The organism is Devosia sp. LjRoot3 (assembly GCF_964252865.1).
Classification (GTDB): domain Bacteria; phylum Pseudomonadota; class Alphaproteobacteria; order Rhizobiales; family Devosiaceae; genus Devosia.
In genome coordinates, this window is sequence record NZ_CAXUPK020000001.1 from 16254 (window position 1) to 39604 (window position 23351).

Annotated in this window: 19 protein-coding genes and 1 tRNA gene; 7 read left to right on the top strand and 13 right to left on the bottom strand. The window is 62.5% G+C overall.

Annotated features, from left to right (window positions below; translation table 11 throughout):
- Positions 1–2319, bottom strand: coding sequence for a methyl-accepting chemotaxis protein (locus ACSQ2A_RS00075; RefSeq protein WP_436070588.1), 2319 nt, complete (start codon positions 2317–2319; stop codon positions 1–3).
- A 384-nt stretch (positions 2320–2703) separates the two neighbouring features.
- Between ACSQ2A_RS00075 and ACSQ2A_RS00080 the strand changes: the two genes are divergently transcribed.
- The 4 genes from ACSQ2A_RS00080 (at position 2704) to ACSQ2A_RS00095 (ending at position 6797) form a co-directional block, all read left to right on the top strand.
- A complete protein-coding gene (locus ACSQ2A_RS00080) occupies positions 2704–3378 on the top strand; it encodes a glutathione S-transferase family protein (protein ID WP_436070589.1) in 675 nt (224 codons plus the stop codon).
- Between the two features lie 26 nt (positions 3379–3404).
- Positions 3405–4187, top strand: coding sequence for a type III pantothenate kinase (locus ACSQ2A_RS00085; protein WP_295416513.1), 783 nt, complete (start codon positions 3405–3407; stop codon positions 4185–4187).
- Entirely contained in the window at positions 4180–5421 is a 1242-nt protein-coding gene (gene coaBC, locus ACSQ2A_RS00090; protein ID WP_436070590.1) for a bifunctional phosphopantothenoylcysteine decarboxylase/phosphopantothenate--cysteine ligase CoaBC, read from the top strand. Before ACSQ2A_RS00085 ends, coaBC begins: the two co-directional genes overlap by 8 nt.
- Positions 5422–5558: 137 nt before the next feature.
- A complete protein-coding gene (locus ACSQ2A_RS00095; RefSeq protein WP_436070591.1) occupies positions 5559–6797 on the top strand; it encodes an acyl-CoA dehydrogenase family protein in 1239 nt (412 codons plus the stop codon).
- A gap of 71 nt (positions 6798–6868) precedes the next feature.
- Here the strand turns inward: ACSQ2A_RS00095 and ACSQ2A_RS00100 are convergent, their stop codons facing one another.
- Genes ACSQ2A_RS00100 through ACSQ2A_RS00115 form a run of 4 tightly spaced genes read right to left on the bottom strand, consistent with a single transcriptional unit; the run spans position 6869 to position 12029 of the window.
- Positions 6869–7987 (bottom strand): LLM class flavin-dependent oxidoreductase, encoded by a 1119-nt coding sequence (locus tag ACSQ2A_RS00100; RefSeq protein WP_436070592.1) that lies wholly within the window; start codon positions 7985–7987, stop codon positions 6869–6871.
- Positions 7984–9249: an acyl-CoA dehydrogenase family protein gene (locus ACSQ2A_RS00105; RefSeq protein WP_436070593.1), complete on the bottom strand. Its 1266-nt coding sequence runs from the start codon at positions 9247–9249 to the stop codon at positions 7984–7986. The genes ACSQ2A_RS00100 and ACSQ2A_RS00105 overlap by 4 nt, the downstream gene beginning before the upstream one ends.
- Before the next feature lie 22 nt (positions 9250–9271).
- Positions 9272–10879 (bottom strand): ABC transporter substrate-binding protein, encoded by a 1608-nt coding sequence (locus ACSQ2A_RS00110; RefSeq protein ID WP_436070594.1) that lies wholly within the window; start codon positions 10877–10879, stop codon positions 9272–9274.
- A 58-nt stretch (positions 10880–10937) separates the two neighbouring features.
- Positions 10938–12029 (bottom strand): rhodanese-like domain-containing protein, encoded by a 1092-nt coding sequence (locus tag ACSQ2A_RS00115; RefSeq protein WP_436070595.1) that lies wholly within the window; start codon positions 12027–12029, stop codon positions 10938–10940.
- Positions 12030–12358: 329 nt separating this feature from the next.
- Here ACSQ2A_RS00115 and gcvA point away from each other — a divergent pair, with 329 nt between their 5' ends.
- On the top strand, positions 12359–13372 hold the full coding sequence (gene gcvA / locus ACSQ2A_RS00120; protein ID WP_436070596.1) for a transcriptional regulator GcvA: 1014 nt from the start codon (positions 12359–12361) through the stop codon (positions 13370–13372).
- A 3-nt stretch (positions 13373–13375) separates the two neighbouring features.
- Here gcvA and ACSQ2A_RS00125 read toward each other — a convergent pair whose 3' ends face one another.
- The 7 genes from ACSQ2A_RS00125 to ACSQ2A_RS00155 form a co-directional block, all read right to left on the bottom strand.
- Positions 13376–13969: a GNAT family N-acetyltransferase gene (locus ACSQ2A_RS00125; RefSeq protein WP_295416535.1), complete on the bottom strand. Its 594-nt coding sequence runs from the start codon at positions 13967–13969 to the stop codon at positions 13376–13378.
- A 134-nt stretch (positions 13970–14103) separates the two neighbouring features.
- Entirely contained in the window at positions 14104–15180 is a 1077-nt protein-coding gene (locus ACSQ2A_RS00130; RefSeq protein WP_436070597.1) for an ABC transporter ATP-binding protein, read from the bottom strand.
- Positions 15181–15190: 10 nt separating this feature from the next.
- Entirely contained in the window at positions 15191–17107 is a 1917-nt protein-coding gene (locus ACSQ2A_RS00135) for a glycoside hydrolase family 127 protein (protein ID WP_436071608.1), read from the bottom strand.
- 23 nt (positions 17108–17130) lie between these two features.
- Positions 17131–17997 (bottom strand): carbohydrate ABC transporter permease, encoded by an 867-nt coding sequence (locus ACSQ2A_RS00140; protein ID WP_436070598.1) that lies wholly within the window; start codon positions 17995–17997, stop codon positions 17131–17133.
- Positions 17994–18914, bottom strand: coding sequence for a carbohydrate ABC transporter permease (locus ACSQ2A_RS00145; RefSeq protein ID WP_295416901.1), 921 nt, complete (start codon positions 18912–18914; stop codon positions 17994–17996). Before ACSQ2A_RS00145 ends, ACSQ2A_RS00140 begins: the two co-directional genes overlap by 4 nt.
- A gap of 67 nt (positions 18915–18981) precedes the next feature.
- The gene (locus ACSQ2A_RS00150) at positions 18982–20220 is read right to left on the bottom strand and encodes an ABC transporter substrate-binding protein (RefSeq protein WP_295416544.1); all 1239 of its coding nucleotides are present in this window, start codon (positions 20218–20220) and stop codon (positions 18982–18984) included.
- A 44-nt stretch (positions 20221–20264) separates the two neighbouring features.
- Positions 20265–21278: a LacI family DNA-binding transcriptional regulator gene (locus ACSQ2A_RS00155; protein WP_436070599.1), complete on the bottom strand. Its 1014-nt coding sequence runs from the start codon at positions 21276–21278 to the stop codon at positions 20265–20267.
- A gap of 377 nt (positions 21279–21655) precedes the next feature.
- On the opposite strand from ACSQ2A_RS00155, the gene ACSQ2A_RS00160 reads away from it, so the two are divergent.
- A complete protein-coding gene (locus ACSQ2A_RS00160) occupies positions 21656–22291 on the top strand; it encodes a dihydrofolate reductase family protein (protein WP_436070600.1) in 636 nt (211 codons plus the stop codon).
- Between the two features lie 227 nt (positions 22292–22518).
- Entirely contained in the window at positions 22519–23169 is a 651-nt protein-coding gene (locus ACSQ2A_RS00165) for a DUF2161 domain-containing phosphodiesterase (protein ID WP_436070601.1), read from the top strand.
- Positions 23170–23266: 97 nt separating this feature from the next.
- Here the strand turns inward: ACSQ2A_RS00165 and ACSQ2A_RS00170 are convergent.
- Positions 23267–23340, bottom strand: a tRNA-Gly gene (locus ACSQ2A_RS00170).
- Positions 23341–23351 lie beyond the last annotated feature (11 nt).

The window sequence follows — 23351 nt, forward strand, 5'->3', positions numbered from 1 at the left end:
CTAAAACTCCGACCAATCCTGCGCGATAGCCGCACTGCCTTGGCTCCGGTAGACCGGCGCAGGCTTCCGCGGAGCAGTCCGGCGATCCGGCGTAGCACTGCGTGAGCCGCTATCAGCCAGCCTGAACACATCGACCACACGATCAAGCTCGGTCGCCTGCGCCTCCGTCTGTTCGATGGAAGCGTTGATCTCCTCGACCAGCGCCGCATTGTGCTGGGTCATCTCGTCCATCTGCCGCACGGCGGTGGTCACTTCCTCGATGGCTGAAGCCTGCTCGCGGCTGCCGCGGGCTATGCTTCCGAGCAGTTCGTTGTTCTCGCGCACCGCCTCCAGCATGGTGAGCAGCCGATTGGCCGCATTGGCCACGAGCCGCGACCCTGCCGAAACCTCACCGCTGCTCTGCTCGATCAACTGCTTCACGTCAGAAGATGCCTGGGCCGCCGATTGCGCCAGCCGCCGCACTTCCACGGCAACCACGGCAAAGCCCTTGCCCGCCTCACCGGCCCGCGCTGCTTCGACCGAGGCGTTGAGAGCCAGCAGGTTGGTCTGGAAGGCAATGTCGTCGATCATGCCGATGATGTTGGAGATTTTGGCCGAAGACTGGGTGATCCGGTCCATGGCGCCATTGGCCTCTTCCATCAGGCTGCCGCCTTCTTCGGCCGAGCGGGAAACCTCGCCCGCTTTGCTGGAAGCCACTTCCGCCTGGCTGGCATTGTCGATCACGGTCCGCGCCAGTTGCTCCATCGCTGCCGAAGTCTCTTCGATCGTCGCCGCCTGCTTGGTCGTGCGATCACTGAGATCATTTGCGCCGGAGAGAATTTCCGCCGTAGCCGTCCGCAGCGCCCTTGAAGTGCCGCGCAACTGCCCAACGACATCCGCCAGGCGATCGGCCACGGCATTGGTGTCGGACTTGAGCTTGGCAAAGGCGCCGCGATAGTCGCCGCGAATTCGTTGCGTCAGGTCGGTATCAGCAAGGGCTGACAGAACCTGACCGGTTTCGTCGAGCCCGCCCTCCACCGTACCGACCAGCTTGTTGATCCCCGCCGCCAGCGAATTGAGCTCCGCATCGGGGAATTCCGTTTCCACCCGGCGCGAGAAATCGCCGTCGATGGCGGCGTCCACCACATTGCCGAAGGCCGATTGCAGCTCCGTCATCATCTGCGCCCGCGCATCGCGATCCCGAATGATCCGGGCTGCTTCCGCCTCGGTCATCTGCGCCACCTTGATGCCATTGTCGCGGAACACTTCCACCGAGCGCGACAGCGTGCCGATTTCGTCCTGCCGCATCATGAAGGGCACGGTCAGGTCGTAATTGCCATCAGCCATGGTTTCGACCGTGGCGCCCAGCTGGTTGAGCGGCCGGCCCACCAGCCACAGCATCAGCCCGAAGACGATGCCGACAGCGGCGATAACGCAGATCGCCGAAAGCCCGATAATGGTCCAGCGCGCTTCCGAGACTGCGGCGCCAAGGGTCGCCTGCGGCACCATGGAGACGACGCTCCAACGATCCTGCGTGCCGCCTGCGTCAAAACTCACCGCCATATAGCGCCAAGGCGCGCCGTCCGAGCCGGTGGCTTCTGCCTCGACATAGCTGTCGCTCTTGCTCGATGCCGTGGCGACTTGCGCCAGTTCTGAATCAGCTGCCAGCGTTGTGCCGACAAGGCTCGCATCAGGATGGGCGATGACAATGCCTGTTGCCGAAACCAGCGCCACATTGCCGGTTTCGAAAGGACGCATCGCCGCCAGTTCTTCATTGATGGCGCCGAGCGACAGGTCGATGCCCGCCGTGCCGACATAGGTGCCATTGACCTTGATCGGCACGCCGAACGAGGTGATCAGCACTTCCTGGCCGCTGACCACGTAAGGGTAGGGCTCGATGGCCACGGCCCGGTCGAGGTTTTTCGGCAAGAGCGCATAGTCGCCGACGCCGGGCTTGTCATAGTCGATCAGCATTTCCTGCACGATCGGCCCGCCGCCGCGCTGCCAGTAGGGCACGAAACGTCCGGTGGCGTCCCAGGGCGCCACGCCGGCAAATTCGGCATCCTTGCCATCAAGCGCGTTCGGCTCCCAGGCTGCCCAGGTCGCCAATAGTTCCGGATTTTCGGCGAGCACATTCTGAAGCACGCTGTCATAGCTGGCCCGGTCAAGCACACCAGCGCTCCGCATCGCCGCCGTGGCGCTGCCGATATCGGCTGCCGCCTGTTTGGCGAGGACCAGATCGCGCGAGACCTTTTCGGAAAGCGACCGCGTCGTTTCGGCCTGCAGTTCCGTTGTCTGCTGCTCGACCGAGCTTCCGATGCGCTGCACCAGGAAGGTCATTCCGAGACAAAATACCAATGCAATGACAAGTCCCGCGAACAGGGAAACCCTGACGGGTAGAGAATTAAGACGCACTTCTTCCTCCCAGACGCCGAAAGCAGCCCTGAAGGGCGCTGGCATTCACTGCCCAATATTTGAGCATGTCGGTCTATTTCTGGTTAACTTTAACAAGCTGCAAAAAAGAGTCCGATCACGGGACAGCCCGACCAGTCGCGCCCAGGAGCACGACACGGTTTTGCCGAGAGCGGCCGTAATGCGCTCTTTCATTGTCCGGCACGTGGTTCGCGGGGCACTGGCTTTCTCGCCTGAAGCACCTCGACCGGTTATGCTGGCCCATCATGCCTTTGCCCGACCAATCTTGGTCGCCCGTCATAGAAGAATTCCATGTCCAAGCTCACCCTGATCAGCTTCCCCACCTGTCCCTATGTGCAGCGCGCCGTCATTGCGCTGAAGGAAAAGGGCGTGCCCTTCGACGTCGTCTATATCGACCTCGCCAATAAGCCCGATTGGTTCCTGGCCCTCTCGCCCCTCGGCAAGGTTCCGGTGCTCAAGGTCGAGCGCGATGGCCACGAGCCTGCCATCGTCTTCGAAAGCGCTGTTATTCTTGAATATCTCGAAGATACCATCACCGAAAAGCGGCTCCACCCGAGCGATGCGCTCGAACGCGCGCAGCACCGCTCCTGGATCGAGTTCGGTTCGCAGGTCCTGGGCGATCTCTGGCGGTTGAGCGCGGCCAAGGACCAAAGCGAGCTCGATGGTGCCAGCCAGGCGCTAGCGGCAAAGCTCCGCCGGCTCGAAGACACAATCGCCGGACCGTTCTTTGCCGGCACCCAGTTCAGCCTCGTGGATGCCGTTTTCGCTCCGGCTTTCCGCCAGCTCGATGCGCTTGAAACGGTGGCGGTGACGGGCCTGACCGCAGACCTGCCCAAGGTCGCCGCCTGGCGGAAAAACCTTGCCGCCCGTCCCAGTGTCAAGGAGGCGGCCCCCGCAGATTTCGTCGATCTCTATCTGCGCCGCTTGCGAAACAACGACGCCCATGTTTTGAAAGCCGCTGCATAAGGCACGGCTGAAAGACTGGTTACGACATGACGAAACACTGGCTGCTGCTCGATATCGGCAATACCCACACAGTAGCGGGCCTGTTCAGCGAAGCCGGCAAGGTCGTGGGCGAATTGCGCTTTCGCACCGACCCGCTGGCAACAGCCGATGAATACCGGGTGCATCTGCACCAGCTTTTTGCTGAGCACCTTCAGGCCAGCATCTGGGAAGTTGCCGACCGCGCGATCCTGTCGACGGTCGTTCCGGTCCTCGAAAAGACCGTGCGGGGCGCCTGCCAGAGCGGCAAGCGCTCCATTGAGGTGATTTCAGTCTCCTCAAAACTCAAGCGCGACTTTGAGCTCGATCTGCCCTTTCCAGATCAGCTCGGCGCCGACCGTCTCGCCAATGTCGCCGGCGCCCTGACCATCGCCGAGCCGCCCTTCCTCTTGGTCGATGCGGGCACGGCTACCACCTTCTGCCTTATCGACGCGCGTCCGGCCTATGTCGGCGGTGCCATCGTGCCGGGCCTCGATACCAGCTGGCGGGCGCTGCAAAGCCGGGCGGCAAAGCTTTTCTCGGTGGAGCTGGTCCGGCCGCAAAGCGCCGTCGGCAACACCACCGAAACGCAGATCCAGAGCGGCGTTCTGCAGGGCTATGAAGCCTTGATCGAAGGCCTGGCCGACCGCCTCCTGCGCGATGCCAACCTCGAAGGCGCCAAGCTCATTGCCACTGGCGGCTGCACGCGGCTCATCACCCTTTCGCCCCGCTTCGATATCCAGCCAGACCTGACGCTGCTGGGGCTCTTCCGCTATGGGCAGCTCAATGGCTAGCAATATCCTGATCGGCATCACCGGCAGCATCGCCGCCTACAAGATGGCCGATGTCGTCTCGCAATTGACCAAGCAGGGCCATAAGGTGCGCTGCATCCTCACGGAAAGCGCCACCCAGTTCGTCACCCCGCTGGTGCTCGAAACCCTCAGCGGCAATCCTGTGCGTTCCGCCATTTTCGGCGCCGACATTTCTGGCACCGAGCATATCGATCTCGCACGCTGGGCCGATCTGTTCGTCATTGCCCCGGCCAGCGCCAACACGCTCGCCAGGCTTGCCCTGGGCCTTGCCGACGATCTCCTCACCACCGTGGCCCTCGCCACCGAAGCCCCGCTGCTCATCGCCCCGGCCATGAACACGGTAATGTGGAACAAGCCGATCACCCAGACGCACCTGCGCAGCCTTGCCGATACCGGCGCACGCTTCGTCGATCCCGCCTCCGGTATTTTGGCCTGTGGCGAAGTGGGCGTCGGCAAATTGGCCAGCGTCGACAGCATCGTCCAGGGGATCAACTCTCAACTCGACGAGACCACCAGCCAGGATCTGGCCGGCGTTCATGTCCTCATCACCTCCGGCCCGACGACCACGCCGATCGATGCGGTGCGCTACATCACCAATCATTCGACCGGCCGCATGGGCGCCGCCATGGCCGAGGCAGCGCTCCGCCGTGGCGCGCGCGTCAGCATGGTGCTTGGTGTCGACAAGGGCGTCATCCGTCCCGTGGCACCGACCGGCGCCAGTTCACGTCTCTCCGTCGTCGAAGTTCGCACGGCGGAGGAAATGGCCGCCGCCGCCCTCAAAATCCTGCCCGAAACCAGTGGCGTTATCGCCACGGCCGCCGTCATGGATTATCGCGTAGCGACGCCCTCCGCCAAAAAGCTCAAGCGCGCGAACGAAGCCACGACGCTCGATCTCGTGCCGTCCGTCGACGTGCTCGGCTCGCTCCGCGACGCCGCCAGTGGCCAGTGGTTCCTCGGCTTTGCCGCCGAAACCGATGACGTCGTTGAAAACGGCCAGCTCAAGCTCGAGCGCAAGGGGCTGGATTTCCTATTCGCCAACCCGGTGGCCCGCATCGGCGAGAGCAGCGAAACCGGCTTCCAGGTCGGCACCAATGGCGGCACGCTCCTAGCACGCGGTCAGACTCCACGCGATTTTGCCGTGACGAGCAAAGCCGCGCTGGCTGACGCCATCTGGAATGTTGTTGCCGAAACCAAGCTGGCACACACGCCAAACTAGGCCTCCCGCGAAAAATTCAACCGCGTGCCCAAAGGCATATAGTCTACAATTTCCATGTACATTATTGATCTGTTTGCGGCCCGGCGTATCGTGCCCTGACGTTTCTGCCGGGCACCGGCAGCAGCCAGGGACCAGCAATGACCGTATCCGACTTCGAGCCGCGCCGGGCGGTTTCCCAGCCTCGCTCGCGCGATGAGATTCTCTCAGGTCTCCCCGCCATTACCGAGAAAATCGCCGAAGGCGCCGCCGAGCGCGAACTTGCGGGCCGCTTGCCGCACGAACTCTTCGATCTCCTGCGCGCCAGCGGCCTCACCGCCCTGCGCATTCCCCAAAATCTCGGTGGTCCGGGCGGCAGCCTGTCCGATCAGGTGGAAGTCACCTGCGCTCTGGCTGCGGCGGATTCCGGCATCGCCCATGCCCTGCGCGGTCATTTCGGTTTTCTCGAAGCCATAGCGCTTGAGCCCGAAAGCGAAACCAGCCGCCGTTTCGCGCCCGAAGTGCTGGCTGGAAAACTCTTCGGCGGCGCCCATATGGAAGTGGGCACACCGCGGCCCAACATGATCCGCACCACCCTGCGCAAGGATGCGGACCACTATCGCCTCACGGGCCAGAAATATTACGCCACCGGCGCCATCTATGCCGACTACACCAGCTTCAGCGCGGTGGATGAAGACGGCAACCCGACCGGCGTCATGGTCCCCGCCAACCGCGATGGCGTCAGCATTCTCGATGATTGGGACGGCATGGGCCAGCGCCTCAGCGCCAGTGGTAGCGTCCACCTCGAAAACGTGCGCATCGAGCCGCACGAACTCAATCTCCTGCGCACCGGCGGTAGCCCCTATGCCCGCCGCCATAATGCGGCAAGGGCGCAATTGCATCTCATGGCGGTGGTCGCGGGCATCGTCCGCAATGTCCTCTCTGACGCCGTCCACTACGTTCAGGATCAAGCTCGCTCGGCCAAGCATTCGGCCTCCGAAACGGCGCGCGGCGATCATTTCGTGCAACTGGCCGTCGGCGAAATCGCCGCCACCTCGCACACCATCGATACCCTCATTGCTGAAACCGCCCGGAAGCTCGATGCCTCCGCCGCCGCCATCCTTGCCGGCGCACCCGATGTCGACGACCTCGTCCTTGCCGCCCAGCTCGCCAATTCAAAAGGCCAAGTTCTTATTGGCAAGCTGGCCCTTCAGGCCGCCCAGCAGCTGTTCGATACCGGCGGCGGCTCCGCCACCTCGCGAAAGCGCAATTTCGACCGGCATTGGCGCAATATCCGCACCCTGTGCAATCACAACCCCGCTGCCCTGCGCGGGCGCGTGCTGGGCGATTTCTACCTAAACGGCACCCGCGCCGATTTCGACGAAGGCCGCGTCTTCTAGGCGCGTCTGTCCAACGCTGCCCAGATTGTTTCACTGACGCTGGCAGCTCTCGACCACTAGCGTGTTCGCCGTCATACCGCTGGCCGTTCTGGGATCGAAATTGGCCCGCCCAAACCCTCGCCCCTGAGCAGCGGCAGCAGCTGCGTCCCCTGCCGCTGGATTTCAGCGAGATAGGGCGTATCCGAGAGCACAAACTGCGTCACTCCAAGCTCGCGATATTTTTGCAGGCTCCGTGCCACATCCTCCGCTGATCCTACCAGCCAGGTCGTCCCCGCGCCGCCACCCCCGAATTTTCCAGGCGCGGTATAGAGGTTCTCGTCCAGCACGTCGCCGCGTTCCTGCAGCGCAAAGAGTCTTTGCTGACCGACAGCCAATTTGCGGGCATTGTCATGCCACTGGCCCTGCGCCTTGGCCATCTCTTCCACTCGCGCTTCGGCATCTCGCCAGGCCTCCGCGCTGGTGTCGCGCACCAGCGTCGTGATCCTCAGCCCGAATTGCAGCGGCGGCAGGTCGCGATCAAGCGTCCGGCTCAAATGCCTGAGCCGATCGATACGCTCCGCAATCCCATCGAGCGGCTCGCCCCAGAAGAGCTGCACGTCCGCCTCCGTCGCCGCCACACGCTCCGCCGCCTCTGAGGCGCCACCGAAATAAAGCCGCGGATGCCTGCGCTCGCCACTCGTCACAGGCCGCGGCACCACGGTCGACTTGGTCACGCCAAAATGCTCGCCCGCGAAGGTAACATCCTCCTCGGTCCAAAGCCGGCGAACCAGCCGCATGAACTCTTTCGTGCGGCCATAGCGATGCGCCTGATCCCCCTCGCTGTCGCCATAGGCGGCAAGATTATCGGCGCCCGAGACGATATTGATGCGCACGCGCCCACCCGAGAGATGATCGAGCGTCGCCGCCGCCGACGCAAAATTGGCCGGCCGCCAATAGCCGGGCCGAGCGGCGATCAGCGGCTCGAACCTCGTCGTTCGCGCCGCCAGCGCCGTCGCAACGGTAAAGGTGTCCGGTCGTCCCCAGCCTGTGCCGAGCAAGGCACCCTTCCAGCCATTGTCCTCGAGCGCCTGCGCGTGGCTCCCCAGCGTATCAAGGCTATTGTGGTCAACAGCCGGCGCGTCGCCGCGATGGCCGGGCCGCACTTCATTGGGAATGTACCAGAGGAACTCGGAAGCGCCGGCATCCGTCACTGTGAATTCACCCCGATCTTCAGATTGGGCGAGAGATCCGCTGCAACCCCGATGCCGCCAAACGCCGTCGGGATCGTCCCATTGACCGAATAATCGCCAACGACGCGGTCGTGATAGATGCGCGGGTTATGCGAAGAAATCGTCCGCGCATTGCGCCAATGTCGGTCGAGCCCCGCACTCTTCTTCGCCGCCGAGGCCCCCAGCGCATCGAAAAGCACCGTCGTCGCATTCAGAGTGAGGTCGGTAACAACGGTCACTGACTGGCTGACCTCCAACTCCGCATGGAGATTGGCACTGGCCTTTGCCGTCTCGTCCTCGCCGAGATTGGCGAGATAAGACCGCTGCAGCGCCTCAGCGGCTTTCAGCGCAATGGCACCAGCCGAATAGGCGGCGCTACGCACCCGACCCACCACCTGCAACACCTGCGGATCGAGCGCCGTCCGCGCCGCATTGCCCCGCCCATAAACGCGCTTGCGCTCAAAAACCAGCCGCGACACATCGCCCGTCGCCGCCCTGCCGATACCGGCCAGCGTCGCCAGATGCACGAGCTGGAAAAACCCGCCCCCATAGGGAAAGCGCGCCGCCGTCGGCTTGATCAGGTCCGGCGTCAGTTCGACATTGGTAAACCGCGCCGTGCCGCTGGCGCTCAGCGCCTGCCCGAACCCGTCCCAATCGTCGAGAATTTCCACTCCCTTGGCTTTGGTCGGCACCAGCGCCCCGACAGGATCGCCATTGTCGTCCCCAGCCCCGAGATTGATCCAGTCGGCATAGAGCGAGCCCGTCGTGTAAAACTTCTCGCCATTGAGAATGTAGCGCCCATCACGCAGCGACAACCGCGTCGAATAAGTGCCGATCTTGCCTTCGCCCGTTTCCGAAAACCCACTGCCGATCAGCTCGCGCTTCCCGAGCTTTTCGAGCCAGGTTGCCCGCCAGGCACTCGGCGGGGAATTGAGCACATCCTCGGTAAAGCCGAGATGGCTGCGATAAGCATTGGTGATATTGGCATCGGCCTCTGAAAGCTCGATCAACAGCGCAAAAAGCTCGGGCAGGGTGAAACCCAACCCGCCCTGCGCTTCCGGCACGCGCAGCGTTGAAAATCCGGCATCGCGCAGCCAGCCGATCTCGGCATAGGGCAGGTCATGCTTGAGATCGCGCTCCACGGCGCGCTCGCGAATGGCAGCAAAAATCGGGCGGAACGGGGTGGCAAGAGCTTCGTAGCGTTCCGAGGGACCGGCGCCCCAGGCTTGAGCAATATTGGTCATGGAGCGTCGGCCTCTCGATCTCTTAGGAAACGAAATGCGCGTCGGCGAAATTGCCGGCGAGCCCGAGTGCGCCGGTCGTGTGGTCGACGACGCGCTTGTTGTAGACCGTGGCGGCCACCGTGCTGACGGTGTTGATGTCGGGCAGGTCCTCGATCACCTGGTTCTGGAAATCGGTGAAGAACTGGCGGCGCTTTGCCGGGTCCTGCTCGATTGCCGCTGCCTCAAGATACCCGTCGGCCGCCGCGCTTTCGTATTTGGAACCATTGGTGAAGGGGATGCCGGGCTTGAAATTCTTGCTCCAATAGAGCCGCTGCACGCCCACTGTCGGATCGAACAGATTGCTCATGCCGTGATAGGAGAATTCAAAGTCGCGGTCGGTATAGACGCGCTTGATATAGGTCGGGAAATCCTGGGTCCGCAGGCTCACCTCGACCCCGATCCCGGCCAGCGCCTGCTTGATATATTCCGAGCCGCGCTTGTGGTGATCCGACCCGCCGAGCGGGTCGAGCGTCAACCTGTGGCGAATGCCATCGGCACCCCGCGGAAAACCGGCGGCATCGAGCAGGGATTCCGCCTTGCCTGTATCGATCGCATAGGTTTTGAGGCCCGGCTCATAGAATTTCGTCAGCGTATCGGCGATCGGGCCGGGGATCACCGAGCCATAGCCAAAATTAACCGTCTGGTGGATCACCGACTTGTCGATCGTATGGGCAAAGGCCTGACGGACGCGCTGGTCCTGGAAGAACGGCACTTCGAGATTGAATTCGATGCGCTGCACGCCGTTGATATAGCCCTGTCCGCGGCGATCGAAGCCAATATGCTCGAGCGCCTCGAAGCGCGCGAGATCGCTCACCGGGATCGGCACATTGGCGCCCCCGCCGATATGCACTTCGCCGGTTTCAAAAGCGATGGACCGGGCCGCCGCGTCGGGAATGACCTGATAGATCAGCGCATCGAAATAGGGTTTTGGCGCGTCCCAATAGTCGGGATTGCGCTCATAGCGCACATGGCTGCCGCGCACCCATTCCTTGAACACCCAGGGCCCGGTTCCGACCGGCGCATTGTTGTGCGGGTTTTCCGCGACATTGGTGCCCTCATAAAGATGCTTGGGCACGATGGGCGTCTCGACTGCCGCAAAGGCCGTCAGCAGATAGGGCGCCACGCGCGAAAGTTTTAGCACCGCCGTATGCTCGTCCGGCGTCTGCACTTCGGTCAGCGGCGCAAAGGTCACGCGGCCGCGCGGATGCACCTCCTTGATGGCATTGAGCGAGAAGGCGACGTCAGCCGAGGTGAAGGGCTGTCCGTCATGCCACTTTACGCCGGGCCGCAGCTTGAACGTATAGGTCAGCCCATCCGCCGACACCGACCAGTCCGTCGCCAGTTGCGGCACCGGATTGAGATCGAAGTCATAGGAGAGCAGCCCTTCGAGCGCCTTGCTCGCCTCGCCGCTCACACCGGTATGGGCAATGCCCGAGAGTGCCACCGGGTCATTGCTCTGCGAGACCACCAGCGTGCCCCCATGCTGCGGCGTGGACTGGGCAAAGCTGGGGCGCGTGACGAGGCCAATGCCGAGCGCAGCTGCGGAATAGCCGAGGAAATGGCGCCGCGAAGGCGTCCAGAGTTTAGGCATGATGATGTGTCCGGGATTGGGGTGAAACGGCCGGCCGCGTCCACGGCCGGCCCGGAGGTCAGGCTACGGCGCCGAGCTCAGCCGCAGTAAAATCGTGGAGCAGGATGCCGATTTCATAGCCGCGTCGACGCAACCAGTGCGCCACGGTGCGCGCCCGCACACCAAGCAGGTCATCGACGAGAATGACGCGCGATCCGCGGACTGCAATGGTGCGATAGGCGACGCCCAGCAATTGCCCGCCTTCCGAGGAAATCGTGCCCGGCAGGTGGCTCACGGCAAATTCCTCGGGCGTGCGAACATCGAGATAGTAGGTCGTGCGGCTCTCATCCTTGGCCCAGGCTTCGGCCGTCGCGCGGTCGATGAACAGCAGGCTGTCATCCTTGGACAGCGCCTCGACATGCTTGGCCGCAAACGCCTTGGCCGCCTCGCTGGCGTCGCCATAGGCGCGGGTCTTGCCGGTTTCGAGCGTCAGTCCGGCATTGGTCCAGCCCTTGGTGCCATCATCGAGATAGGCGACGAAATTGGGCACGCCCGCATCGATCAACGTCTGTGCACCAAGAATGGCGCGCGGCAGACCGGCGCAGGAAACCAGCACCTTGGTATCTGCCGATGGCACCAGATCCTTGAAGCGCAGCAGCAGTTCCGCCCCCGGCACGCTCACCGCGTCAGGCACATGCTCCCTGGAGTATTCCGGCACCGTACGGCTATCGAGCACGATGACGTCTTCGCCCTTGTCCCGCAGCGCCTTGAGTTCGCTGGCGCTGACCACGGGCGTCCCCTTTTCGTCGCGCACCTTTGTGACAAAGGGCACACCGGGAATATCAAAGGTCGGCAGACTTTCGACGCCACCCTCGATCCAGGCCGGAATGCCGCCTCCGAGATAGAAGAGGCTTTGCCAACCCTTGCCGGCCAGCCGCTCCGCCGCAACCTTGGCCGCGCCCTTGCCGTCATCGACCAGCACAGTCCGCACCACCCGGCGCGGAATGAACCGGTCGATTTCAGCATCGAGCCGCGCAGCGGGCAGGTTGGTGGCAAAAAGCGGTGAGGCGTAGCCCACTTCTTCCGCCGTCCTGATATCGAGAACTGCCAGTTCGGCCTTGTCGCCGAGCCAGTCGATCAATGTCGCTTTGCTGATGGCTTGGGTGCTCATATGTGCCTCTCTCGGGAATGTGCTGCACCAAGCATCGCCCCGCTTTCTCCAAAGTTGAAGAATGATTTTCTGTCTGCTGCGAGAAGAATGCCTTTCGACGATATGTTTGTTCCAGAACTGTCTGGACCTTAGCCGCGGACCGGCAGCGCATCTTCGCTCGGCAAGGAGTCGTTTCAGTGGTCATTAATCTACTGAAATTATAGACATTAAGAATTTTTAGATTGCTATTCCAATCGCCAGGCGCTTCCGGCGAAGCAATTTGTCTCCGTACTGCCCCATTCGCAAAGCCCGGCCTCGTCATTGCGCAAGCCGCGTGCATGCTATTGGCCATGCAGAACAATGGACGCCATCGCAGCAGATCTGCCCCCACGACGCTGGCGCGTCTGCCGCCGCTGACATCGCTGCGCGCCTTCGTTGCCGCGGCGCGGCAATTGAGTTTCGTGAGGGCTGCCGAGGAACTGCATGTGACTTCGGCCGCCATCGGCCAGCAGGTGCGCCAGCTGGAAGATCATCTCGGCCAGCCGCTATTCCTGCGCCATCGGGGCCAACTCGTCTTGACCGAGGCCGGTCAAGCGCTGATGCCGGGCCTGACCGATGCCTTCGACCGCGTCCTCGATGCTGTCGCAAGACTTTCCGAGGACACCGAGACAGCGCCGATCCGCATTTCAGTCGCCCCATCCTTTGCCAGCAAGTGGCTGGTGCCACGACTTGCCGCCCTGCGCAAAACTCTGCCCGAGCTCGAAGTGCTCGTTGACGCCTCGGCCCGTCTCGTCGATTTGGCCAATGACGATTCCGACTGCGTCATCCGCTACGGCCTCGGCTCCTATCCGGGCCTCGCCGTCGATCGGCTGTTTGGCGAAGCCGTCGTGCCCGTCTGCAGCCCGGCTTTCGCCGTCCAGCACGGCCTGCGCGCCGGTCCCTCAGCACTGGCCGATGCGCCGCTCCTCCATGAAGACGGCCCGGAGCGTGACCCATCTTGCCCTGATTGGTCCGCCTGGCTTCGGGGCACCGGCAAGCCTCTCGCCAGTGCCGCGCCCGGTTTTCGCTTCAACCAGTCCTCGCTCATCATCGATGCGGCAATAGAAGGGCAGGGGGTCGGCCTCGCAAAACTCCGCCTCGCCGCCGCCGATATCGAGGCTGGCCGCCTCGTCGTGCCATTCGGCGAGCCCCGGCCGGTGGAATTTTCCTATTTCTTCGCCGCCACGCCGCACAAGGCCAACCTGCCGCGCATCGCTCGCTTCCGCCAATGGCTGGTGGCCGAGGCCGCCGCGTCGCGCGCCCCGGTCACGGCTCTAGGTCAGCCGGCAGCCCTGTCGTCAATATCCACCATCGCCGCCGAATAGCGCCTAGAGTTCAATACCCATCCAGATGGCCTCGTCGCGCCCGATCTCGCTGAGGCCGATATGCTTGTAAAAGCCATAGGCCCGATCATTGGTCAGGCTCAGCCCAAGATGCATCGCCTTGGCACCGGCCTTTCGCAGCGAGTCGAGTTCGGCCTCGATCATCCTGCGGCCCCAACCGCCCGATTGGGCCGGCGGCAGGAGATTGATGTGCAGATGCGCCGGATAGCGATCGGATAGCGACGCATTGCCGTGCTTGGGCTGGCGAATGCGATCGAGCACATTCTTGTCCAGTTTGCCGACAGCTTCGCGCCCGGCATATTTTTCGGCCAGCATGGGCCACCAATCGGCATCAAGTCGGCGTTCGAAAGCCTGCGAGTCGGTTGTTCCAACGACATAGCCAATGATGGCGCCGTCATCCTCCAGCACGAAAGCGTGCTCGGGGGCGAATTCGAGATAGGGCACAGACCAGACCAGTCCCGGATAGTCCGGGTCCGAATAAAGGGCGGAAGCATCGGCGCCCGCATCGGCAGTCAGGAGACAGATCGAAAACAGGGCAGACCTGTCTTCCGGGCGTGCCTGGCGTATCTGTGGCGACATCAAAAGTCCTTCGTTCCACCTTTGGAGCGTGCGGTCGCCGCAGGGAGCGCTGCACGAGGTGCGGCATCACACCTTTCCGCCACTGCTTTGGCTAGTCCTATTTGCGATTGTTTGGCAGGTTTTGGAGCGCCTCGTCAGCGCTGCCGCCCGATCCGTGATCCCGCCGCCGAAAACACCTCGATCCGCCCGGGATCGCAGGAGACCGTCAGAGAGGTGTCCCTGCCAATGTCGCTATTCTCACGATGCTCAATGATCAGGCTCTGTCCATCGGGCAGGGTGGCATAGAGATATTGCGTTCCCCCCAGATACTCGCTGAAGTCGACGCCGACCGAGAATGCCGCTTCGCCGCCACCGCCCACCTCGATATGCTCGGGCCGAATGCCGATGGTCACCGCAGTTCCGGGCTCGGCCGGTGTGTATCCCAGCCCGATGGTCCGCCCGGAAAACGCCACGCCGCCGTCCACCACGACGCCTTCGATGAAGTTCATCTTGGGCGAGCCGATGAAGCCGGCAACGAAGATGTTGTTCGGGTTTTCGTAGACTTCGCGCGGCGTGCCGACCTGCTCGATTTTGCCATCGCGCAACACCACGATTCTGTCGGCAAGCGTCATGGCCTCTGTCTGGTCGTGGGTCACGTAGATCATGGTATTGCCCAGCTCCTTGTGGAGCCGCGCGATCTCGATCCGCATCGATACACGCAGTTCGGCATCGAGATTGCTGAGCGGCTCGTCAAAGAGGAACACGTCCGGCTTGCGCACGATGGCGCGGCCGATGGCAACGCGCTGGCGCTGGCCGCCCGACAGCTGGCCCGGACGCCGCTCCAGCAGCGGCTCGATCTTGAGGATTTTTGCCGCAGCGGCGACCCGCGTCTCGACTTCCGCCTTGGGCGTATTGGCCATCTTGAGGCCAAAGCCGAGATTGTCCCGCACACTCATATGCGGATAGAGCGCGTAGGACTGAAACACCATGGCAATGCCGCGCTGCGAGGGATCAAGATCCGTCACATCGCGGCCGCCAATGCTGATTTCCCCGTCGGTGACCTCTTCGAGCCCGGCAATCATGCGCAGGAGTGTAGACTTGCCGCAGCCCGATGGGCCGACAAAGACGACGAACTCTCCGGCCTGCACATCAAGGTCGATGCCGTGAATAACGTCGGTCGAGCCAAAGCTCTTGCGGACCTGCCTCAGAGCCATGCCAGTTGCATTTGCCATGATCGCTCCTTCAGCGTTCGCGCAGCCAGACCAGCATTTCGCCGGGCTCGCGATTGTCCCACAGATGATAGGGCACGAGCCGCGCCTGCTCCGCCTCGGTCTGCGGCGCCTTGTCGGCATAAAGCGCGTCGCCCCAGTTCTCGGCGCTTTCGCGCAGCACCGGAATGTCGATGGCGATGGCACCGCGAAGGTTCGGAATGGTCGCAGTCTGCGCCTGTCCGAGCCCACGCTGCAACAGGATCGAATTGAGGCCCGCGCCATTGTCGGTGCCTTCGAGGCAATAGACCAGCGGTCCACGCATCACGGCAACGCGTCCGGCATCGTGCCGAACGGCAGGGTGCGCGCGCAAGGTCCGCGGCTCGAGCGGCAGGTCCAGGCTGACCGCATCGCCTTTTTGCCATTCGCGCTCGATGCGCACATAGCCATCGGCCGTCAGGGCCGCGATGTCCTCCTGCTTGCCGTTGACGGCCAGCTTGGCGCCATGCGCCCATGCCGGAATGCGCAGGGAGACGGCGAACCGGGCCGGAGCCTCGGGCTCGATATGGATGTCGATATTGCCCGACCAGGGATAATTGGTCTTCTGCGTCAGCGTGAATTTTGCGCCATTGGCCAGCTCAACCCGCGCCTGGCTCTCCGCATAAAGATGCACGGCAATTTCGTCGTCGGCGACGCCATAGATATAGGAGCCGAGCGAGGTGACGAGGCGCGCGATATTGGGCGGGCAGCAGGGGCAGGGGTGCCAGGTCCAGCGGTGGTGGCCGCCCGTGCTTTCGAGCGGGTTCTCGTAAAAGAACGTCTTGCCGTCCGTGGAAAGGCCCGAGATGGCGCCATTATAGAGCGCCTGCTCCATGATATCGGCATAGAGGCCGCTCGGGCGCCGCCCCAGCATGCGGCTGGCCCAGAAGACGAGGCCCACCGAGGCGCAGGTCTCGGCATAGGCGGTGTCATTGGGCAGGTCGTAATAGTCCGTAAAGCCCTCATTCGACGCCGCCGGCCCAATCCCGCCGGTGACATACATCTGCTTCTGCGTCAGGTCGGCCCAGAGTGTTTCGAGCGCCGTGGTCAGGCTGTCATCGTGATATTCGGTCGCGATATCGGCCATGCCCGAATAGAGATACATGGCCCGCACGGCGTGGCCGACCACCTTGGTCTGTTCACGCACTGGCAGATGCGACTGGCCATAGCCCAGCGTATCCTTCTGGTGGCCGCGCACGTCGCGCTTCTGGGCAATGGCCTCCTCGATGAAGAATTTGGGGTCCTGCCCGCGCTCGTCGACGAAGAATTTGGCGAGGTCCATATAGGCCTCTTTGCCTGTCGCGCGGGACAGCCGCACCAGAGCCAGCTCGATTTCCTCATGCCCGCAATAGCCGCGCACCTGTCCCGGCCCGCGGCCGAACATTTTGACGAGGTAGTCCGCCTTGCGGCACATGATGTCGAGGAACTTGCGTTTGCCCGTCGCCTGATAGTAGGCGACCGCGCCTTCCATCATGTGGCCGGCACAATAAAGCTCGTGAAAATCGCGCAGATTGGTCCACTTCCATTCCGGCTTGATGCGCTGGAAGAAGGAATTGAGGTACCCGTCCGGGTCCTGCAGTTTCTCATACATGTCGATGATGGCATCGGCCCGGGCTTCAAGCTCCGGGTTGGGCTTGCGGTAGAGCGAATAGGCGATGGTCTCGATCGATTTGCCGAGGTCGCTGTCCCAGAACATCTGCGACGTGCCGGTCCAGGTCGTGATGGGAATGACGATGCCGGGGCTCGGCACATCCACATTGATCTGGTTGAGCATGCCCGCTTCGACGCAACGATCGAGGAGGGCTGCAGCGGTGTGATCGCACACGGCTTCCTGCCAGTCGCCCCAATAGCCCTCGACGGTTACGGAAGGCACGGGCAGCGGGCGGAATTGGCGATTGGGCGAGAGCGTCATGGTGTGATCCATCGGGTTGGAAGTCATTTGACGGCGCCGGCCATCAGGCCGCGCATGTAGTAGCGTTGCAGCAGGAGGAAGATGACGAGGCAGGGGATGGTCATGACCATCACGCCAGCCTGCACAGCTCCCCAGTTGATGGCACCCAGCCGCCCGGCGCGAACGGCCGTCATCAGCACCGGCAGGGTGTATTTGTCATTGTCCGAGAGCAGGATCAGCGCCGCGAGGAACTCGTTCCAGGCATTGAGGAAGGCAAAGATCGCTACCGTCGCGACCCCGGGCATAACCAGCGGCAGCAGCACGCGCACCAGCAGTTTGAGATCGCGCGCCCCATCGATCCGGGCCGCCTCTTCGATTTCGCGCGGCACCGCATCGAAGGCATTGCGCATCATGAAGACCGAGAAGGGCAGCTGCAGCGTCACATAGACAAGGATCAGCCCGACGAGCGAATTGTTGAGCCCGAGCTTGGCGAGGATAATGAAGAGCGGCGTCAGGATCGACTGGAACGGGATCATCAGCGTGGCGATGATCAAGACGAAGAAGACGTTCTTGAACGGAAACCTGTAGCGGGAAAAACCATAGCCGGCGAGTAGCGACACGATCACCGTCAGCACGACCGTACTGAGCGACACCAGCAGCGAGTTGAACGTGTGCTGCCAGACGCCGGAGCCAAATGTGTCGAGCGTCGCATAGCTGTCAAAACTGATGCCATTGGTCGGCCACGGCGGCAGCGGTGGCGTCTGCGATTGGCTGCCCGGGCGGAGCGACGACAGCCCGGCCCAGAAGAATGGGGCGAGGAAGAAGAACGAGGCCAAAACCCCAAAGCCGTGAAAGCCCATGCCGCCCAGAAATTTGCGCCGGGCGCGCGCCTGTTTGATCGCCGCGCTCATTTCTCGTCTCCCACGCGCAGCAGCCAGAGCTGAACGACGCTGAGCGCCACCAGGATGCCGAGAAGCACGATCGACAGCGCCGAGCCATAACCGAGCTGAAAGGACACAAAGGACTGGTTGAAGATATAGTAGACGACCGAAATCATGCGGTTCTGCGGCCCCCCGCTGGTCATGATGTAGAACTGGTCGAAGGCCAGCACTGAGCCGGTGACCGACAGGATCAGCGCCAGCGCCAGCGTCCGGCGCATCAGCGGCAGGGTGAGGAAACGAAAACGCTGCCAGCGGCTGGCGCCATCGATGCGCGCTGCCTCGATCAGATCGCTCGGAATGGACTGCAGCCCGGTGAGCAGGATGATCATGGTGAAGCCTACGATCTTCCAGACGACCATGACGATGATGGTCGCAAACGCATTGTTGAACGTGGCGAGGAGGTTGGCGCTCCGCCCGGTGACGCCAAAGGCGCGCAGGATCGGGCTGAAGAGCCCGCTATCGACATTGGCGAGCCACACCCAAAGCAGCGAGGCCGTCGCAAGACCCACCACCACCGGCAGGAAGAAAATGGTACGATAGGCGCTGACCCCACGCCGCTCGTTCTGCACGAAAAGCGCCAGCGGAAAGGCCAGGGCAAAAATCGCGATGGTCGCAATGACCGTATAGTAGGCGGTAAAGCTCAGCGCCGCCGCAAACCGCGTATCGCTGAACATTCTGATATAATTGTCGAGCCCGATCCAGCTCGGCTGGCCCAGCAGCGGCCAGTTGTGAAAGCTCATCCAAACGGTGAACAGCACCGGAATGACGAAGAAGATTGTCACGAGGATTATGGCCGGCGCGATATAGAGCAGCCCCTGCCACTGCCGGCTTTTGCGCGCGCGGCGTCGCGGTTTGTCTGCAGCCGCAAGTGGTGTGGCGATAGTCATGGACATGGAAAGATCCGGTTGAAGATGCGGGAGGCTCTGGCGAGCCAAAACCTCCCGCTGTTCCCCATCAGGGCGCGTTGTCGATGATCGACTGCATTTCGGACTGGGCCGTGGCAAAGGCGCCGTCCACGTCGTCGCCATAGATGGCGGCATTGGTGAAGGTTGCCCAAGGGCCATTGGCGCTGTTGATCAGGTCGTTGAACAGCAGCGTATAGGGCGTCTTGGCCACGCCGATGGCGTCGACGGCAACCTGCAGGCGAGCGTCGAGCCCTTCCAGCGTTTGAGCCGCAATATCCGAGCGGGTCGGCAGCGAGCCGTTTTGTGCCAGGATCTTCTGGCCTTCAGGCGAGTAGGCGAACTCGATGAATTCCTGCACGGCAGCAAGGCGCGGCGTGTCCTTGGTGACGACGATATTGTCGCCGCCGGCAAAGGACGAAGTGCCCCCTTCGATGCCCGGGATCAGGGTCACGCCGAAGTCGATATCGGGATAGTCATTGACCAGCGTGCCGATGGCAAAGGCGCCCAGGCTCTGGTGCCCGATCTTGCCATTGGTGAAGCTCAGGAAATTGACGCCATTGTCGGTCGCCGAACCCTCTGGAACCAGATCCTTTTCGACCATGGACCGATACTTGTCGACCGCAGCACGCATCTGGGGCGTGTCGAGCGTCGCCGTCTGGCCATCCTCTGAGAGAATGTCGACACCCGAAGCCCAGACCAGCGGGGTAAAGGTGAAGATCATGCAGCCGCCGCAGGAGCCGCCGGAGAAATAGAAACCGTAATTGTCCCCACCGAGGGCGCGAATGGCTTCGGCATTGGCTTCGACTTCATCCCAATTGGCCGGTGCCTTTTCGGGGTCGAGTCCAGCCTGCTCGTAAAGGCCCTTGTTCCAGGCGAGCACCGAGGTTTCGACCAGCAGCGGCAGGCCATAGACCTTGTCTTCATAGGTGCCGAGGGCAACATGCGAGGGCGAGAGGCTCTCAAAGTAGTCGAGGCCCTTGGCCCAGTCGGTCAGGTCCTGCAACTGCCCAGCGGCTGCGAAGGCGGGCGTGTAGATCAGGTCCAGCGACAGCGCGTCGGGCGCCTGGCCGCCGGCAATGGCCGTCGCATATTTCTGCACCAGTTCGGCAAACGGCACTTCGGTCAGCGCGATCTGGTTTTCGTGGCTGGCATTGTAGGCGTCGGCCAGCGAGGTGAATGCGGTACCGATGCCGGTGCGCACCCACATATTGATGGTTTCCTGCGCCACTGCGTTCGACACAAGGCACAGCGAGGCAAGACTGGTTGCGACCAGTAGTTTGCGGATCATGATGTACTCCTCCCAAAGTGGGCCAGTGCGCCGGCCCCTGCGTTTCAGCTGCGGGGAACACCCCCGCAGGATTGTCTGATCACAAGCTGGCATGGCAGCTTGCGTATTCCCGGCTCGACAGTCTCTCCCGCTGCCAAAGCCAGAACCAGGCGACCGGCCTCCCGGCCGAGTTCCTTCAGATTCATGTCGATCGTCGTCAGTGGCGGCCGCGTCGCTGCGGCCACAATTTCCCAATTGTCGAAACCGACGACCGAGACGTCCCCCGGAACGGCTACGCCGCGCTCGCGCAGCGCGTCGACCACGCCGCGGGCGATCTGGTCATTGCCGCAGAAAATGGCGTCGGGTTTTTCGGCCGCTTCGCCCCAGAGCTGGGCGACGGCCTCGTGGCCCCATTGCTCGGACCAGGTGCCATATAGAACCCTGGCGCCCTCGCCGACCGAAGCGCGATAGGCGCCGGCGCGCTCTTCCACCGAGGCAAAGGTCTTGGGGCCGGTGACATGCACGATGCGCTGCCGGCCAAGGCTCTGGAGCCATTCGACCGCCTCGCGCGACCCTTCCGCATCGTCGGAAACGAGACTCACCGCATCGTCCGGCCCCTTGGTGAAGGCATAGACGACAGGCACGCTGAGGTTGGTCAGGTCGACCGGCAATTGCCGGTCAATGCGCTTGCCCGAGGCGATGATGCCATCGACCTGCTTGTCGAGCATCGCGTCGACATGGATTTTTGCGAGCGCGGGATCGTCCTCGATGGCGCAGAGGAAAACCGACACGCCCTGATCGACCAGCGCCTCGGAAACCCCCGCCATCAGGGGTAGGGTAAAACGCCCGTAGGTGTCGTTCGTAAGAAGGCCCACCGTAAAACTGCGGCGCTGAATAAGTCCACGCGCCATCGCATTGGGCCGAAACCCAAGGCTGCTTGCCGCTTCCTTGACGCGCGATCGGGTCTCGTCCGTCATGCGTCCGGTATCGTTCAGCGCTTTCGACGCGGTCGCAACACTGACGCCCGCCGCCTGCGCAACGTCATAAATTCGCACTCGCTTGGTCGGCAGCACTGACAATTGTCGATCCCGTGAAAAACCCTTTTCTCACAAAAGAAAAATCCTTTTCTCAAAGTTCTGTCAAGCCGAATTCTCGGTGCTTCCGCGAGTATCTAGGTTCGGGGGTGTAGCGCCCCCACGCGTGCAGCGGCTCAAACTGAGGCGCGTTGCTGTTCGCCCGCGTTACCAGGCCGGACAGTGGCCATCTCACGTGGGCCTCAACCTGGCGGGGTCGCATCATCTTTTTTGCAGGTTTTTGTCGACCGGGGCCTTCCAGGAACGTCGACGTCTAGCTTGGTCACGCACTCGCTTACCGCGCTTTCGCTCCAGGCGAACATCTCAGAATGGCCTGTTGGCTTGCCCGTACGGCATCGCCGCGCGCTGGAGGAGGAAACAAAATGAAGCTGACTACGACAACAATGATCTCTGTTGATGGGGTTATGCAGGGGCTGGGAACGCCGGACGAAGATCGCCGGGGCGACTTCGACCGCGGCGGATGGGTGCTGCCCCTTTTCGATGAAGATGCGGCGGCGGAATTGGGAAAAATCTATGCGCGCGCGGATGCGTTTCTCTTTGGACGGTGGACCTATGAGGTCTTCGCAGCATCCTGGGGGGCAATGGCGGAAATCCCTCCCGACAACCCAGTGGCAGTGGCGCTCAACACGCGCGCCCGATATGTCGTGTCCACCACCCTGAAGGACGCGAAATGGGCAAAGGAGGTGATCTCGGCAGACATCGAGACGGCCATCCGAAAGCTTAAGGCCGAACCGGGCGGCGAGCTTCAGGTTCATGGCAGCGGGCAACTGGTTCGCTGGCTGCTCGAACGCAACCTGATCGACGAAATCAACCTGATCACGTTCCCGCTAATCCTTGGCCAGGGAAAGCGCCTTTTTCCGGGGATTGGCTCTGACCGGGCCCTCGAGCTGGTTCAATCCCGTGTCAGCAATGGCGGTGCGATATTCAGCGTCTTTCGGCCCGCAGGGCGGCCGAGATATGAGGCCGCAACCTCGCAATCCACGACGGTAAAGTCGTGATTGGCTGCAAAGGGTGAGGTCCGGAACTGCCGTTCGGCTGGCAACGCCAGTTTGACGGCAGCGTCCGGCTATTCCACCGAAAGCGTCCAGCCGCCAGCGGCCGGGGCGAGAAGCTAGCCCTAAACGTCGGCCTTACCGAAAATGATTGCCCAATTGCCGGCAATCGCTGCGCCCGCTTCGAGACTCAGCTAGATCAAATTCGTGCGCATCCGGGCGAAGCGAGTTTGATGGTAGAGACGGACCTTTATCTGCCGCTGAAGGCCTTCATGGAGGGCGCCGGCTACTCGGTCAAAGGCGAAGTCAATGGCTGCGACCTGGTCGGCGTCAAAGACGGCGACCCGCAAGTGGTCGTGGTTTGCGAGATGAAGCTGACGTTCAATCTCGAACTCGTCATGCAGGGCGTCAATCGCGCGGCGATTTGCGACGAGGTCTGGCTCGCCGCCCGCACCTCCAAGACCGGCAAGGGGCGCGAGCATGACGCGCGCTTCCGCAATCTGTGCCGACGCCTGGGCTTCGGCCTTATCGCTGTCTCGGCTTCTGGCGTAGTTGATGTCATCGTCGCGCCATTTGCAGCGACACCGCGCCGGGACCCCAAAAGGCGCTCCCGGCTGCTTGATGAGCACAAGCGCCGCGTGGGCGACCCACAATTGGGCGGCGGCCGCGGCAAACCGATCATGACCGCCTACCGGCAGGACTGCATTGTCTGCGCCACCGCCTTGCTGGCCGGCCCCCAAAGCCCCAGGCAGCTAAAGGTTCTGGTCGCCAGAGCCCCGACAATTTTGCGTAGTAACGTCTATGGCTGGTTCGTCAGGGAAAGCCGTGGCGTCTACGGGCTGACGGAACTCGGCAGGGCCGCCGTTCTCCCGCCTCAAGCCTGATCGGCTCCGCGGCCGGGGCCGATGCAGCGACAAACCGAGCGCAAAATCGCTGGGTCTCGCCCTTCGGCAAGCCGGCTTAAGTCATTGAAAAAATTGATGGAGCGGGTGAAGGGAATCGAACCCTCGTCGTAAGCTTGGGAAGCTTCTGCTCTACCATTGAGCTACACCCGCGACGCGCCACT